Raw genomic sequence first — 14,981 nt, 5'->3', positions numbered from 1 at the left:
TCAGCGCGCCGACGCGCTGGTGGGTTGTCCTGATCCGAGAGTTATGTGGCTCACCGGTCCCGGGTCGCGCTGCGCTTGCCTGGGATGACGATGGTGAGGGGAGTGGGCCCTCGAGACGCGAAAAGGCCCGGCATTTCTGCCGGGCCTTTCTTGTTTCGGGCAAACCAGAGACTTAGTTCTTGGCCTTGTCGACCAGGGCGTTGGACTTGATCCCCCCGCGACTGCAAGCAGTCGCGAGCGGTTTGATGTCTTGGATCAAGTCCTTGCCGCAGACTTAGTTCTTGGCCTTGTCGACCAGAGCGTTGGACTTGATCCCCCCGCGACTGCAAGCAGTCGCGAGCGGTTTGATGTCTTGGATCAAGTCCTTGCCGCAGACTTAGTTCTTGGCCTTGTCGACCAGAGCGTTGGACTTGATCCAGGGCATCATGCCGCGGAGCTTTTCGCCAACTTCCTCGATCTGGTGGGCGTCGTTCAGGCGGCGGGTTGCCTTGAACTTGGCGGCGCCAGCGCGGTATTCCTGCATCCAATCGGAGGTGAACTTGCCGGTCTGGATGTCGGTCAGGACGCGCTTCATCTCGGCCTTGGTCTCGGCGGTCACGATGCGCGGGCCGGTCACGTACTCACCCCACTCCGCGGTGTTGGAGATGGAGTAGTTCATGTTGGCGATGCCGCCTTCGTAGATCAGGTCGACGATCAGCTTCACTTCGTGCAGGCACTCGAAATAGGCCATTTCCGGGGCGTAGCCGGCTTCGACCAGGGTTTCGAAACCGGCGCGGATCAGCTCGACGAGACCGCCGCAGAGAACGGCCTGTTCGCCGAAGAGGTCGGTTTCGCACTCTTCCTTGAAGGTGGTCTCGATGATGCCCGAGCGGCCGCCGCCAACGCCACAGGCGTAGGACAGGCCGAGGTCATGGGCATTGCCGGTTGCGTCCTGGTGGACGGCGATGAGGCACGGCACGCCGCCACCCTTGACGTATTCGCCGCGAACGGTGTGGCCCGGGCCCTTCGGAGCGACCATCAGGACGTCGATGGAGGCCTTCGGCTCGATCAGGCCGAAGTGGACGTTCAGGCCGTGAGCGAAGGCGATGGCTGCGCCGTCACGGATGTTGGCGGCGATGTGGTCGCGGTAGATGTCGGCCTGGAGTTCGTCCGGGGTCGCCATCATCATCAGGTCGGCCCATGCAGCGCCGTCGGCCACGTTCATGACCTTGAAGCCATCGGCTTCGGCCTTGAGAGCGGTGGTGGAGCCTTCGCGCAGGGCGATGGCGATGTCGGTGCAGCCGCTGTCCTTGAGGTTCATGGCGTGTGCACGGCCCTGGGAGCCGTAGCCGATGACGAGGACCTTCTTGGACTTGATCAGGTTCAGATCAGCGTCGCGATCGTAATAAACACGCATGGGTATTCCTTTCTCCCGTTTTGGGTCCGGTCGGGCTTGTTGTCGCCGCTGCCCGGATGTTCCCGATTTGAGGTTTTCGACGTCAGAGGCTGACGCCGAAGAGCTTGTAGAAGCGGTTCACGGCCGTTTCGGCCTGACCCTTCAGATCCAGTTCCGCCGGGCTGGCCTCGTCGCCGAGAAGCAGGCGGATGTGAACGTCGCGCACGGCTAGGCCGTAGAGCACCTGATAGGCCTCGTTCGCGTCGTTGAAGCGCAGATAGCCGCGGTGACGGCCGGCCTCGAGCAGGGCGCGGGCCTTGGCGGCGATCATGTATTTGCCCCGCACCAGAAGCAGGCGGCCGAGCCGGCTGTCCTCGCGCTTGGACTGGCCGATGGAGAGCCGGTTCAGCGCCACGGAGGTCTCGCCCAGAAGGACGGCGAGAAGCTCGGTCGCGAACTCGATCAGATGGGCGCGATAGGTCTGACCGTCGGCGGTGGCCCCGCTTTCGGGCGGGAAATGCACCTTGCTCGCCTGATAGGCCACTACGGCGGCCAGCAGGCCGTCCCGGTCGCCAAACCACTTGTAAAGGCTCTCCTTCGAGCAGTTCGCCTTGCGGGCGAGACCTGCCGTGGTGAGGGCCTTTTCGCCACCGTCCACCAGCAGGCCGAGTGCGCATTCCAGCACCGCTTCCTGGCGGGGCGTGAATTCGACGTCGTCGAAGTCCTGATCGTTGAGGGCGGCGGAAAGAGACATGGCGTGCGGTCTGGGTTTGGCGGAGCGGTAGGCTGACACGTCCGGATCCGATGCCCCGAAGGGCGCCCGAACCGGGGCTTGAAATCTTGTACCGTACGGTACGGTACACGTATCTAGCGAGATCGCCGGAGCCGGTCAAGCGGGAAAACGACGCGGCCCCGGATGGATGGGGGACGAGGTCTGCCAGGGGCTTCCGCCATCGCCCGCATGGGGCGGTCGCGCGCGTGGTTTCGCGGGCCTCACCATGGCGTCAGACCTGCGGATCGGCGGACCAGGCGCCCGCATCTGCGGTGATTTCGAGCGGTCGTGCTGTTTCGCGGCTTGCAGAAAATGCCTGAGGGTTCTTGCGGATGGCGCGCGCTCTTGAGATGATTCAGCATCAATGCCGGCAAACAAGGCCGCCGAGTCATCCGTCTCGAGGGGAGACGGGAGGGAAGCGGCCGAAGGCACGAGGGGCTCATGACCACACAGACACCGGGCGCCGCTGAGGGGCGCACCCGGTTCCGGAGGTCACGTGCTGGCGCTGCGCTTGTCGCGGCGCTTGCGACCTTTGCGGGACCCGCCCTGGCGGGCGGCGCGGGAGCGGCCGGACGGCCGATCGCGCCCCTGTCAGGCTCGACCCCATCCAATGTCGAACAGGCCTCGCGGACCACGTCGCCGCAGGCCGGGGCCTTCGTTCAACCTGCCGCCTATCCCCAGCCGGCGCGCGCCGGATCCGTGCCCTCGCCCGACTACAAGCTCCTGAAACTCGATGGCTCCCTGGTCAAATGGGGGGCTGCGTCCATCGGCAGCGGCGCCCGCATCACCTATGCCTTTCTCGAAACGCCGGTGCAGGACGGGCAGGCCCGCAATTGCCGCTCCATGACCGGTCTGTCGGGCCTTGCCGCCCGCAGCGGGCTGACGGCGGAAACGGTGCAGGGCGCGGCGCGCCAGGCCTTCAGCCGGTGGGAGGCGGTTGCCGACGTGACCTTCGAGGAGATTGCCGACCCCGCCCGGGCCGACATCCTGCTTGGCGCCCAGACCCTGCCGCGCGGCTACGCCTTTGCCAATGTGCGCCCGGTCGCGCAGGACACCAAGGAGCTGGCCCTGCGCTCCCGCTCCGATGCCCGGACGGACGTGGGTGCAGAGCGCGGCGTAGCGGCAAGCGCCGCCCAACCCGGCGTCAGCGTCAGTCTCATCGCCCGCTCGGCGGTCTGTCTCAACCCGGCCCATCGCTGGAAGCTCGGCTATGACGGAGATCTGGCGGCCTATGATCTGGTGCATACGTTTACCCACGAGATCGGCCACGCCATCGGGCTGGATCATCCGGCCAGACGCGGCGCGCTCATGCATTTCAAGTATACGGAGGCCTCTGTCGGCCTGCAGGCCGGCGATGTGGCGGGGGCCGTGGCGCTCTATGGGGCGGCGCGCACGCGGATCGGCCGCACGGACTGACGCGGCGCGACGCTCTTTTAGAACGCGTCCTTTCTTGCGCCAGCTTTCGGTCCTATCGTGAGATCCTTCGGTCTTGCGGAGGTGATCCATGGCCTTCATTCCCGTCCTTGCGAGGATCCCGCTTTTCGTCTGTCTTGCCGCCGCGCTGATGTCCGGCGGTCGGGCCGTTGCGGCGGATGGCGAAGGACCGAGCTTTTCATGCGCGCGGGCGCAGGGCGCGGCGGAGACACTCGTCTGTCAGGATCCCGTGCTGGCGCGCCTCGACCGTACGCTTTCCGCCATCTATGGCGAGGCGCTTGCGCTGTCGCGAAGCCTTCCTGACGGGGGCGAGGATCTGCGGTCTCTCAAGGCAGTTCAGCGGGGCTGGGTGAAGGGCAGGGACGACTGCTGGAAGAGCGAGGATCTGCGGTCCTGCGTCGAGAGCGCCTATCAGGGCCGGATCGGCACGCTGATTGCCCTTTATCGTCTGAGACCTTCCGGCGGGGCCGTATTCTATATGTGCAACGGCCAGCCGGCCGACGAGATTGCGGCCGAGTTCTTTGCCGCGCCGAGTGCCGAGGCGAACGGGTCCGTGCGGCTGGAACGGGGCGACCGGGTGGTTGCGGGCGTGCAGGTGCGGTCCGGCTCCGGGGCGCTGTATGAGGCGGAGAGTGGAATTTCCATCTGGTTGAAGGGGGATGAGGCGCGTCTGGAGTGGCCGGAGGGCGTCGTCTCCCAGTGTCGGGTCAAGGGAGCGTAGGGGATCATGAAATTGACAGGATCGACGGCATGGACCCTCGCGGTCACGGTGCTCGCGGGGGTCTTCTGGGCTGTCGCGCCGGCGCTTGCGGCCGAGACCCGCTGCGGCTGGATCGCTAATCCCACGCCGGGCAACTGGTGGCTGACTGACAGGCAGGCAACGTGGATCCTGCGCACCCAGGGGCGCGACTACGAGCCGCTGGGGATGGACAGGATCGGCGATATTTCCGCCGGGGAGTATGTGGCGAGCAACGGCTCCTATGGCTATGCCTGTGCCTGCGCCCATGTGGATACGACCGTCTTCGACGGCGAGCCCTACATCACGGCCATTCACTCCTTCGACCTGATCCCGCTCGCCCGCTGCGAAAAGGACCCGGCCCTGCCGCGCTGATCCCGTTGCCGGGCAGTGGATCGGTGATCTCGGAGGGCAGTCCCAAGCCGCCTGAAAATCTTGCCTGTAGTACCGCGCTAATACCCGCTTTCCCGAGCGGCGCGCTAGGGTTCCCTTGCCATCACTGACCAAGGGAGGACATCCGATGAGCGCGAAGAAGATCCTGATGATCACCGGGGATTTCACCGAAGACTACGAGACCATGGTGCCGTTCCAGACGCTGCTGGCGGTGGGGCACAAGGTCGATGCGGTGTGTCCGGGCAAGAAGGCGGGGGAGACCGTCGCCACCTCGATCCATGACTTCGAGGGCGACCAAACCTATACCGAGAAGCGCGGTCACAATTTCGCGCTCAACGCCAGCTTCGCCGAGATCGACCCGGCCGACTATGACGCCCTCGTCATTCCGGGTGGCCGTGCGCCGGAATATCTGCGCCTCGACAAGGATGTGATCGCGTCGGTGAAGCATTTCTTCGATACGGGCAAGCCGGTTGCCGCCATCTGTCATGGAGCCCAGCTGCTGGCGGCTGCCCGGGTGATCGAGGGTCGCACCGTCTCGGCTTATCCCGCCTGCCGTCCGGAAGTGGAACTTGCCGGGGGCACCTATGCGGAGATCGCCATTGACGGCGCGGTGACCGACGGCAATCTGGTGACCGCGCCGGCCTGGCCCGCCCATCCGGCCTGGCTTTCCCAGTTCATGAAGGTGATGGCGGGAGAGGCCTCGGGCGCGCTGGCGGCCTGAGCGACACCACTTCTCGGGGTGGCGCGGAATGGTCCTTGGGAGGGATCCATGTCCGCGCTATCCTGCGCCTTGCATGCGAAGGGGAGGACCAGGATGTGCAAACTGTTCATTCAGGCGGACACCCGCCTGTGGGAGAGCACCACGCGATCCCTGCGGATCGACGGAATGGTGACGAGCGTGCGGCTGGAGACCTTCTTCTGGACGACGCTTGAGGACATCGCCCGGCGGGACGGCATGAACGTGGTGCAGCTCATCACGCGGCTGCATCACGAGAGCATCGACGCCGGCCATGATCTGGGCAACTTCACCAGCTTCCTGCGGGTGTGCTGCGGCCGTTATCTGGCGCTGCAGCTGTCCGGGGATGTGCCGAGCGACACGCGGCTGCCGATTTCCGGACTGGATGCGGATGGCATTCTGGAGGCTGAGCGCGCCCAGATGCACTGAGCGCGCTGCCGCAGATTACCGGCTTGCGGTGGCCAGAGCGGCGCCGAACCCCATGAAGAGGGTGCCGGTGATGCGCCGGGTGATCGTCAGCCGGCGGTCGGAGTTGAGGAAGCGGCGCACCGAATTGCCGGCAAAGGCAATGGCGGCGTGGTTGGCCCAGCAGAGGGCTGCATAGGTCAGCGACAGGATCACCGTCTGGTCCAGCCGGAAGCCGTGATGGCTCATGAACTGGGGGAAGAGCGCGGTGATCACCAGGATCGCCTTGGGGTTGGTCACGGAGACGAAGAGCGCCTGGGTGAAGAGGGCCTTGTAGCTCTTGCGCTTCGGTCCGCCCTGTTCCACGGCGGCAAAGCTGGACCGGTCGCGCCAGACCTTGAGACCCAGGTAGATCAGATAGGCCGCGCCGACGAGCTTTAGCACCGTGAAGGCGGCAGCAGAAGCCGCCATCAGGGCGCCGAAGCCGAAGGCCACGGCAAATCCGATGATGACGAGACCAAGCGCGTTGCCCGTGGCCGAGGCCAGGGTGGCGTTGCGGCCGTATTTCAGCGTGTTGTGGATCGCCAGCATGACCCCGGGCCCCGGCGACACGGCCGGCACCAGGGAGACCGCCACGAAGAGGAGCCAGGTCTCAAGGGACATGGCGTCAGATCTCGCCCATGGCCTGGCGGAACCGGCGGACGCTGCCGGCAAAGCCATGGATCAGGGCGTCGGCGGTGAAGCCGTGGCCGATCGACATTTCGCGGATGAAGGGGGCGCGGGCGAGAAGGGCGGGGATGTTCTCCACCGTCAGATCATGCCCGGCATTCACCCCAAGGCCTGCCGCCCGGGCCGCTTCGGCGGTTGCAACCACCTTGTCGAGTTCCTTCTCGGCCCGATCTGGATCGTCATGGCAGGCGCCATAGGGGCCGGTGTAGATCTCGATCCGCTCGGCACCCAGCGCTGCGGCGCGGGCCGGGGCCAGCGGGTCCGGATCCACGAAGAGCGACACGGTGACGGCCGCGTCGCGGGAGCGGGCAATGCCCTCCTTCAGGGCGGTGAGATCCCGGTCGAACTGCCAGCCGTGGTCGGACGTGGTCTGGGCCGGATCATCGGGCACGAAGAGCACCTGATCGGGCCGCGCCTCTTCCACCAGACGGATGAAGTCCTCGCTCGGATAGCCCTCCAGGCAGAGCTCCTTGTTGGGGTAGCGCTCCTCGATCATCTCGGCGAGGTCGAAGACATCGGTCTTGCGGATGTGGCGTTCGTCCGGGCGCGGGTGGACGGTGATGCCCTTGGCCCCGGCTTCCATGGCAATGGCCGCCAGCCCGGTGACACTGGGCCAGGGCAGGTCGCGGCGGTTGCGCAACATGGCGATGGCATTGACGTTCACGGAGAGACGGGAGGCGGTCATGGAAAACTCGGACTTCTGAAGAGGTTGGAACCAGAGGCTCGGGCGCTTCAACCGGATCGGGAGCGCCTTGAGACGGAGAGGCAACGGGGGAGGCCGTCGAAGGCAAAAATTGGCCTGATCGGGCCTCAAGTCAAATGGATAATTGTGTCTGATGACAAACTGTCCCGGGGGCCGCTTGCGCTTCGACTGGATATCGGTTAGTAACCTTGTTACGTAATAACATAACATTCCCGAGGCTTCGGATGACACCTTCCCTGACCCCTCCCATGACGGCCGACCGCCGCTTGCCCGTGACCGTGCTTTCCGGCTTTCTGGGAGCAGGTAAAACAACACTTCTCAATCAGGTGCTGAACAACAGAGACGGGTTGAAGGTCGCGGTCATCGTCAACGATATGTCCGAGGTCAACATCGATGCGGATCTGGTGCGGGAAGGTGGCGCAGGGCTCAGCCATACCGAAGAGAGGCTGGTTGAGATGTCGAACGGCTGCATCTGCTGCACCCTGCGCGATGATCTGCTTCTGGAAGTTCGCCGTCTGTCACTTGAGGGCCGCTTCGACTACCTGTTGATCGAGAGTACCGGGATTTCCGAGCCGTTGCCTGTGGCGGCAACCTTCGACTTTCGCGACGAAGAGGGACAGAGCCTTGCTGACGTGGCGCGGCTCGACACGATGGTTACCGTGGTGGACGCTGTGAACCTTCTTGCCGACTTTTCCAGCCATGACTTTCTGGCCGATCGGGGCGAAACTGTTGGTGACGATGATGACCGGTCACTCATCCATCTTCTGACTGATCAGATCGAGTTTGCGGATGTTGTGGTGCTGAACAAGGTGTCGTCTGCAGGTCCTGCGCGCGTCGACGCAGCGCGCAAGATCATTCGCAGCCTGAATGCGGACGCACGAATTCTTGAGACCGACCAGAGCGTCGTCTCTCCTGCCGACATTCTGAACACGGGTCTCTTCGAGTTCGAGAAGGCGCATCAGCATCCGCAATGGGCCAAGGAGCTTTATGGCTTTGCCGAACATGTGCCGGAAACCGAGGAATATGGGGTTGCGTCTTTTGTCTATCGGGCGCGCCGTCCTTTCGATCCGAAGAAGATCAAAGGCCTTCTTGAGGGGGACTTGCCGGGTGTCATTCGCGCGAAAGGGCACTTCTGGATCGAGAGCAACCCGGCTGATGTGATGGAGTTCTCCCTGGCGGGTGCATTGTCCAGCGTCAGTCGGTTGGGAACCTGGTGGGCTGCCGTGCCGAAGGAAAATTGGCCGCAAGATTCGCGTGCTCAGGACTATGTCGAACGGATGTGGGCTGAGCCCTATGGCGACCGACGGCAGGAACTGGTGTTCATCGGAGCCGGCATCGACTGGCCGCAGCTTCGGCAACGTCTTGATGCCTGCCTGCTGGGGCCGCAGTTGCCCGGGTGAGACAGTTTCCGGTAGGACCAGAGCCGCAGAGCAGGCTTTGAGCGCCAAGTGTATTCTTGTCAAATTGCCGGAGGGTGATAAAGGAGGGCATGCTTTCGATGAATGCCTCCCTTCTGGTCGTTCAGGCGGCCCTCTATTTCACCGTGATGATGTCGCTGCTGCGGGCCCGGAGGGTCATTGGCGTCGGTGTCTTCATGTGCGCCATCGGCGTGATGCATTTCCTGGAAACCTATCTGGCGAGCGTGTTCTACATCGCGCTGCCCTTCGGGATCATCTCGCCGGGATCGACCGTGCTCTTCTCCGGCAAGCTCTTCATGATCCTGCTGCTCTACATGCGCGAGGATGCGCTGGTGGCGCGCCAGCCGATCTACGGGCTTCTGATCGGCAATTTCCTGATCGTCGGGCTGGTCATGGTGCTGCGCAACCACACCACCGTCTCGGTGACGGAAGGCGGCCTGCCGGACATTGCCTTCGTCGACGAGATGGGCTGGCTCATGGTCTGGGGCACCGTGCTGCTCTATGTGGATGCCATCGCCATCATCGTGCTTTACGAGAGGCTGGGCAGCTGGCTCGGCCGGCATCTGGGCCTGCGGATCCTGCTGTGCGGCGGGCTCGTCCTGACTTTCGATCAGGCAGGGTTCTTCATGGCGCTGCATTTCGTGTCCGGCGCGCCTTGGCATGTGTTCTGGGGCGGGTGGGTGGCCAAGATGTTCGCGGCCGGGCTCTACACCTGCTTCTTCATGCTCTATCTGCGCTATTTCAGCGTGGAATCCCACTGGATGAAGGATGCCGCGCGGCGTGATGTCTTCCAGGCCCTGACCTTCCGGGAAAAATATCACGCCCTGCTGGAGATCAGCGCCAAGGACCACCTCACCGGCGTGCTGCACCGGCGGTCCTACGAGGAGGAGGCCCCGGCCTATCTGGCGGAAAACCGCAAGGCCGGCCGGCCCGTGGCCCTTCTCGTCATCGATATCGATCACTTCAAGCAGGTGAACGACCGGTTCGGCCACCAGACCGGCGACCAGGTGCTGAAGGAGATCGCCGGCATCCTGACCCGCAATCTGCGCACGGACGATCATCTCTACCGGGTGGGGGGCGAGGAATTCGTCCTGCTGTGCGAAAGGCTGACGGTCGAGGGCGCCGTTTCGCTTGCAGAGCGGCTGCGCCGGACCATCGAGCAGGCGCAGGTGCCCGGTCTGGCCGAGCCCGTCAGCGTCAGCATCGGCGTCTCTGCCATGCCGCAGGACGGGCGTGAGCTCTCCGACCTCTTTGCCCGGGCCGACCAGAGGCTCTACGCGGCCAAGACCGCCGGGCGCAACCAGGTGCGCGGACCGGAAACCGCTGCCTGACCCGCCTTGAGCGCGGACAGGATCTGAATGCAGAAAGCCCCGCACGAGGCGGGGCACGGTCTGCCTGCAACGGGTACTCCCGAGATGCGTCATCCCGGGCAAGCGAGAGCGCGACCCGGGATCGGAGAGCCAAAGAGCTGTACCGCACCGACCTCTCCGCCGTCCCGGACGCAGCGCAAGCGGAGATCCGGGACCTCGCAACCGACGCCCTTATGGATTTTCGGGAGAAGGGTTGGTCCCGGCTCAGGGCCGGGACGGCGCGGAGCAAGGGGTGCTGCTTCGAGAGCACGCTCTCCGTCGTCATCCCGGCCTTGAGCCGGGACCGGTGAGCCACAGAGACGCTGAGGGCTCACCGGTCCCGGATCTTCGGCGTCCGCCTCGCCCGGGATGACGGAGCAACGAGGCATCGCTGGGGCCGCTTGGCTCTTCGCCTCTCGCCAGCGGGAGAGCCGGTACAACCGCGCTCCCGCGCCCGTCATCCCCGGCTCGACCGGGGATCTACTCGCTTGCAGAGCCTCAGGTGCCTGATCACGCGCCCGCCTCACCCCATTCCCCCAGGTCTCGCCGCGCCGATGGGGGCATTGGCAACTGTGTTGCAACGCGGCGTATGGGGTGTTGTCTCTGAGGACGGCGTCTCCGGGTGAAGGCCCAAAGACAGAGTGGATGACGAAGGGAGAGTATGAGGGGGCTTGCACGTCAAAGCCCCGCACGAGGCGGGGCTTTTCCTTTTTTTCACGGCGTGCCTTGCAGCCCGGGTTCAGACCCGGTTGAGCAGGCGTGCGCGGATGGTGTTCGGCAGGGCGCGGATTTCCTCCAGCACAGCTTCCGTGTTGTCCACCTTGCTGTCCACATCCACCACCACGTAGCCGATGTCCTTGTAGACCTTCAGATACTGGCCGGAGATGTTGAGGTCGTGCCGGGCGAAGAGGTCGTTCAGGGTGCGCAGGGCGCCCGGCGCATTGTGGTGCACCTGGATGAAGCGGGTGGCATCCGTACCCTTGGGCAGCTGCACTTCGGCAAAGTTGACCGAGCCGATGGTGGAGCCGACATCGGAATATTCCACCAGACGCTTGGAGACTTCCTCGCCGATGCGGTCCTGTGCCTCTTCCGTGGAGCCGCCCACATGGGGGGTCAGGATCACGTTGTCGAGGCCGCGCAGCGGGCTGATGAACTCGTCCTTGTTGGACTTCGGCTCGACCGGGAACACGTCAACGGCAGCGCCCGCCAGATGGCCGGACTTGAGGGCCGCGGCGAGCGCGTCGATGTCCACCACCTTGCCGCGCGCGTTGTTGATGAGGAAGGCGCCCTTCTTCATCTTCGCGATCTCGGCGGCGGTGATCATGTTGCGGGTCTCGGCCGTGTCCGGCACATGCAGCGAGACCACGTCGGACTGGGCCAGCAGATCGTCCATGGTGTCGGTCGGCATCACGTTGCCGTGCTGCAGCTTGTCGACCATGTCGAAATAGATCACCCGCATGCCCATCGCCTCGCCCAGATTGGCGAGCTGGGTGCCGATGTTGCCGTAGCCGATGATGCCGAGGGTCTTGCCGCGCACCTCATGGGAGCCGGTGGCCGTCTTCAGCCAGCGGCCCTCATGGGCCGCGGTCGACTTGGTGAAGACACCGCGCATCAGCATGACGATCTCGGCGATCGTCAGTTCGGCGACGGAACGGGTGTTGGAGAAGGGGGCGTTGAAGACGGGAATACCCCGCTTCACGGCCGCTTCGAGATCCACCTGGTTGGTGCCCACGGAGAAGCAGCCGACGGCGACCAGGGTCTTGGCGGCTTCCAGCACTTCCGCCGTGATCTGGGTGCGAGAGCGGATGCCGACGATATGCACGCCCTGCAGCTTCTCGATCAGGGCATCCTTGTCGAGCGCGCCGGGCAGCACTTCGTAGTTGGTGTAGCCGTTCTTTTCCAGAATAGCGGTGGCGGTGGGGGAGATCCCCTCCAGCAGCAGCCAGCGGATCTGGTTCTTCGGTCGGGACAGACCGTGGTTCATGGGCTTATGCCTTTTCTCAGTTCGCAGAAGTGTTCCGTTGCGAAAGGGTGGCGCCGGGTCATGGCGCGCAGGCGAAAACCCGGCTCATCAAGCCGGACCCCTATACGCCGAATGGACAGGGGCGACAAGGGCGCGGATGGGCAGTTTCGGGGGAGTTGCGTGCGCTGCGGTATTGCTGAGCCGTGTTGTCCGATCACGATCCCGCGAAGGAGGCTTTCTCGCGCCCCATCGTGGGGCAGGACACCGTGGAGGGCGTGGGGCGGGCAACCAGAGTGCGCAAGTGCTCGGAGCTTTCTCGGGATTAAATAATTCCAATTTATCAAAACGAACAATTTTTATCATTCCACATTCTCTATAATTCTTGCGTTCTGCGAGATAATTACGTTGAGTCATTTTGATTTTAATTTGGCGTTGCGGGTGAATTTCATGCGCTTTTCACGCGTTGTTTTTCTGCTTTCTGCTCTGGCAATTGCGTCGTCGGTGGCTCCTGCCTCCGCTGCGGACTATCACTGCATCGAGGTCGCCAGAGGGGCCGGTGGGCCCAGGTTCATCTGCAAGCTGACGCAGGTGGCTAACAAGCACATCCTCAAGGTTTTCGATCGGAGTGACCTGCGCGGCCTGCGCGGATCGCTGGATCGTCTCGGCAAGCTCATGGATCTTCCGGAGGGCACGCCGATGGCCCGGTGCAGCGGCGGGCGGGGCGTTGCCGATGCCCGGGTCGATCCGGCGCTGCTTGCCGGGATCGACACCGCAAGAGGCACAGGCGGTCAGCTTGGTCTTGGCCGGGGCGATGTTGTCGGTCTCGGAAACGGGATGTTCGAGTTGCGTGGCGCGGTGGCGCGCGAGATCGATGCCGGATGCTCGGGTGCTGGCGGAGGCGGCGGCGCCGCAGGTGGCGACGGTGCGGGGGAGGGCGCCGACAATGTCGCAGGTGGCGGTCTGGGCGATATCCTGAGTGGTAATCGCCGGCTGAGCACCGCCCAGCAGGAGAGGCTGGTGGAGCGGGCCCGCGATGCTCTGGCTGGCCTTGCGCAGTGCCGCGACACCGGCAACAGCGGTCTGGTGTCCAGTCCGGGTGCCGCGGCGGGTGCCAGTGGTGGCGGGGCCGCCGGCGCAGGTGCGGCCGCAGGCGCGGGCGGCGCAGCAGAACTGGCAAACACCTTGCTTGGCGCAGTGGCCGAACCTCTCGGCGCGGAGGTCGTCGAAAACCTGTTCGAGCAGCACTTCCTGGGCGCCGACTATGCGAAGGACGGCACGCTGATCGGGCTGGACGTGGTGCGCTACCCGTCCAAGACCGACCCTCAGCACAGCTACCTGGATATCTACGGGCCGGCCAACATCAACAATGTTCCCGACGGGACAAAGGTTGCGGTGAACACCAATGCGGTGGAGGGAAGTACCATAGAGGCAAGCAAGAGCCCCGGCGGCAGGATGTCGATGATCCAGACCTGGCCCAATGGCGATCAGGTGGTGGTCTCGTCGGGCGGGGGCTCCAGCACGGTGACCAAGATCATCGGGCATGACCCGGACATGCCGCTTGGGGATGCGGACATGAAGGATGTGGCGCGGGTCACCACCGTTTACGACCGGAACTTCGAGGAGAAGGACAAGAAGGTCGTTCGAACCATCACGACCTATCGGGACGGGTCGCAGGACATCCAGGAGTATGACGAGAACGGCAATCCGAAGGGCGCGCCGCAACATGTGGAAGCGGGACAGGCCACAACGCCCCTGCCGGATAACCCGGATATGGGAACCTGCGAAGGCCGCGCACGCTGGGTCAGCCTGATGACCGCCTTCTGTGAAAGTCAGAACTGGCAGCCGCCGACCTGTCAGGCGATTCTCCTGCTGGTGAATGGCTGTGCCGACCCGCAATTCACCGATCCCACGCCGGATGGTGACGGGCTCATCTGCCGGAACAATCGCTCGCCGGAGGAACTCGCCGCGGTGGCTTGCCAGAGGCGCAAGATGATCGAGCTCGTTTTCCCGGACAGTCCGCGTTCGTCCTGCAAACTGCCGAAACTCGACAAGTCGCTTCTGATCCGGGATCCCGGAACGATCGATCCGGTTCCGGTCGATACAAGGTTGCAGCCAGGGTTGGGAGGGGGACTGCCGGCGCGGGCGGGCAAGATCACGCCTCCGATCGCTCCGAAGGATCTCGGGCGTCCGGGGCTGCCGGGTCGCTGCGTGACGGGCCAGCCGGATTGCCCGCGTTAGCTCTCCCGGCCGACCGGGCTGCAAACCACGCTTGGCCTGCAGAACAAGCCCCGCCGTGAGCGTTCACGGCGGGGCTTGGTTTTTGCCTCACGAGCCTTGCCCTGGGGCAAGGCCCGGAGCGGATCAGGTCCGGGAGGGCGGGGCCCTTACAGGCCTTCCGGGCCACGCTGGACGGCGGCGACGCCGGTGCGGGAGACTTCCACGAGACCGAGCGGCTTCATGATCGAGATGAACTGCTCGATCTTGGAGGACCGGCCGGTGATCTCGAAGACGAAATGCTCTGTCGTCGCGTCGATGACCGTGGCGCGGAAGGCGTCGGAGAGGCGCAGGGCCTCCAGGCGCTTGTCGCCGGAGCCGACCACCTTGACCAGGGCGAGTTCCCGCTCCAGCGGCTTGTCCTGGTTGTTGCGCTGGGATTCCACGGTCAGATCGGTGACCTTGTGCACGGGGACCAGACGGTCAAGCTGATGGCGGATCTGCTCGATCACCATGGGCGTGCCCGTGGTGACGATGGTGATGCGCGACAGGTGCTTCTCGTGTTCGGTCTCCGACACGGTCAGGCTGTCGATGTTGTAGCCGCGGCCCGAGAAGAGGCCGATCACCCGGGCCAGCACGCCGGGTTCGTTGTCGACCAGCACCGACAGGGTGTGGGTCTCGGTCTTGTCGCTCACCTCGGCCAGGAAATAGGCGGAAAGAGCGCTGGTGTTGTTCTGTGCGTTCATGATCGTTC

14 protein-coding genes are annotated in these 14,981 nt (G+C 64.4%); 8 read left to right on the top strand and 6 right to left on the bottom strand.

The features are described from left to right. Positions 1-376 precede the first annotated feature (376 nt). Both ilvC and FR728_RS10310 read right to left on the bottom strand, forming a co-directional pair. Positions 377-1,396, bottom strand: a complete 1,020-nt coding sequence (gene ilvC / locus FR728_RS10315) for a ketol-acid reductoisomerase (RefSeq protein WP_149892595.1) — start codon at positions 1,394-1,396, stop codon at positions 377-379. Positions 1,397-1,478: 82 nt separating this feature from the next. Beyond that, on the bottom strand, positions 1,479-2,129 hold the full coding sequence (locus tag FR728_RS10310; RefSeq protein WP_149892594.1) for a TetR/AcrR family transcriptional regulator: 651 nt from the start codon (positions 2,127-2,129) through the stop codon (positions 1,479-1,481). Positions 2,130-2,588: 459 nt separating this feature from the next. On the opposite strand from FR728_RS10310, the gene FR728_RS10305 reads away from it, so the two are divergent. From FR728_RS10305 to FR728_RS10285, 5 genes are all read left to right on the top strand, one after another. After that, positions 2,589-3,563, top strand: a complete 975-nt coding sequence (locus tag FR728_RS10305) for a matrixin family metalloprotease (RefSeq protein WP_149892593.1) — start codon at positions 2,589-2,591, stop codon at positions 3,561-3,563. 88 nt (positions 3,564-3,651) lie between these two features. After that, positions 3,652-4,302 carry an MliC family protein gene (locus FR728_RS10300; RefSeq protein WP_149892592.1) on the top strand — a complete coding sequence of 217 codons (651 nt, stop codon included), beginning with the start codon at positions 3,652-3,654 and terminating at the stop codon, positions 4,300-4,302. 6 nt (positions 4,303-4,308) lie between these two features. After that, positions 4,309-4,692: a DUF4087 domain-containing protein gene (locus tag FR728_RS10295; protein WP_149892591.1), complete on the top strand. Its 384-nt coding sequence runs from the start codon at positions 4,309-4,311 to the stop codon at positions 4,690-4,692. A 145-nt stretch (positions 4,693-4,837) separates the two neighbouring features. Beyond that, positions 4,838-5,431 carry a DJ-1/PfpI family protein gene (locus FR728_RS10290; RefSeq protein ID WP_149892590.1) on the top strand — a complete coding sequence of 198 codons (594 nt, stop codon included), beginning with the start codon at positions 4,838-4,840 and terminating at the stop codon, positions 5,429-5,431. A 93-nt stretch (positions 5,432-5,524) separates the two neighbouring features. Next, entirely contained in the window at positions 5,525-5,875 is a 351-nt protein-coding gene (locus FR728_RS10285) for a ribbon-helix-helix domain-containing protein (protein ID WP_149892589.1), read from the top strand. A gap of 15 nt (positions 5,876-5,890) precedes the next feature. Here the strand turns inward: FR728_RS10285 and FR728_RS10280 are convergent, their stop codons facing one another. Further along, positions 5,891-6,514 carry a LysE family translocator gene (locus FR728_RS10280; RefSeq protein ID WP_149892588.1) on the bottom strand — a complete coding sequence of 208 codons (624 nt, stop codon included), beginning with the start codon at positions 6,512-6,514 and terminating at the stop codon, positions 5,891-5,893. A gap of 4 nt (positions 6,515-6,518) precedes the next feature. After that, positions 6,519-7,265, bottom strand: coding sequence for a pyridoxine 5'-phosphate synthase (locus FR728_RS10275; RefSeq protein ID WP_149892587.1), 747 nt, complete (start codon positions 7,263-7,265; stop codon positions 6,519-6,521). 242 nt (positions 7,266-7,507) lie between these two features. Here FR728_RS10275 and FR728_RS10270 point away from each other — a divergent pair, with 242 nt between their 5' ends. Together FR728_RS10270 and FR728_RS10265 are read left to right on the top strand one after the other, a co-directional pair. Then, positions 7,508-8,683, top strand: coding sequence for a GTP-binding protein (locus FR728_RS10270; RefSeq protein WP_244304533.1), 1,176 nt, complete (start codon positions 7,508-7,510; stop codon positions 8,681-8,683). Positions 8,684-8,781: 98 nt separating this feature from the next. Beyond that, the gene (locus FR728_RS10265) at positions 8,782-10,032 is read left to right on the top strand and encodes a GGDEF domain-containing protein (RefSeq protein WP_341872929.1); all 1,251 of its coding nucleotides are present in this window, start codon (positions 8,782-8,784) and stop codon (positions 10,030-10,032) included. A 757-nt stretch (positions 10,033-10,789) separates the two neighbouring features. Here the strand turns inward: FR728_RS10265 and serA are convergent. Then, positions 10,790-12,034: a phosphoglycerate dehydrogenase gene (gene serA, locus FR728_RS10260; protein ID WP_149892584.1), complete on the bottom strand. Its 1,245-nt coding sequence runs from the start codon at positions 12,032-12,034 to the stop codon at positions 10,790-10,792. A gap of 567 nt (positions 12,035-12,601) precedes the next feature. Here serA and FR728_RS19355 point away from each other — a divergent pair. Continuing rightward, complete coding sequence (locus tag FR728_RS19355) at positions 12,602-14,251, top strand: hypothetical protein (RefSeq protein WP_188318866.1); 1,650 nt, start codon at positions 12,602-12,604, stop codon at positions 14,249-14,251. A gap of 146 nt (positions 14,252-14,397) precedes the next feature. Here the strand turns inward: FR728_RS19355 and ilvN are convergent, their stop codons facing one another. Continuing rightward, a complete protein-coding gene (gene ilvN, locus FR728_RS10245) occupies positions 14,398-14,973 on the bottom strand; it encodes an acetolactate synthase small subunit (RefSeq protein WP_149892582.1) in 576 nt (191 codons plus the stop codon). Positions 14,974-14,981: the final 8 nt, after the last annotated feature.

Source organism: Roseibium aestuarii (assembly GCF_008477545.1).
Taxonomy (GTDB): Bacteria; Pseudomonadota; Alphaproteobacteria; order Rhizobiales; family Stappiaceae; genus Roseibium; species Roseibium aestuarii.
This window is presented reverse-complemented; position numbering and strand designations above follow the sequence as displayed.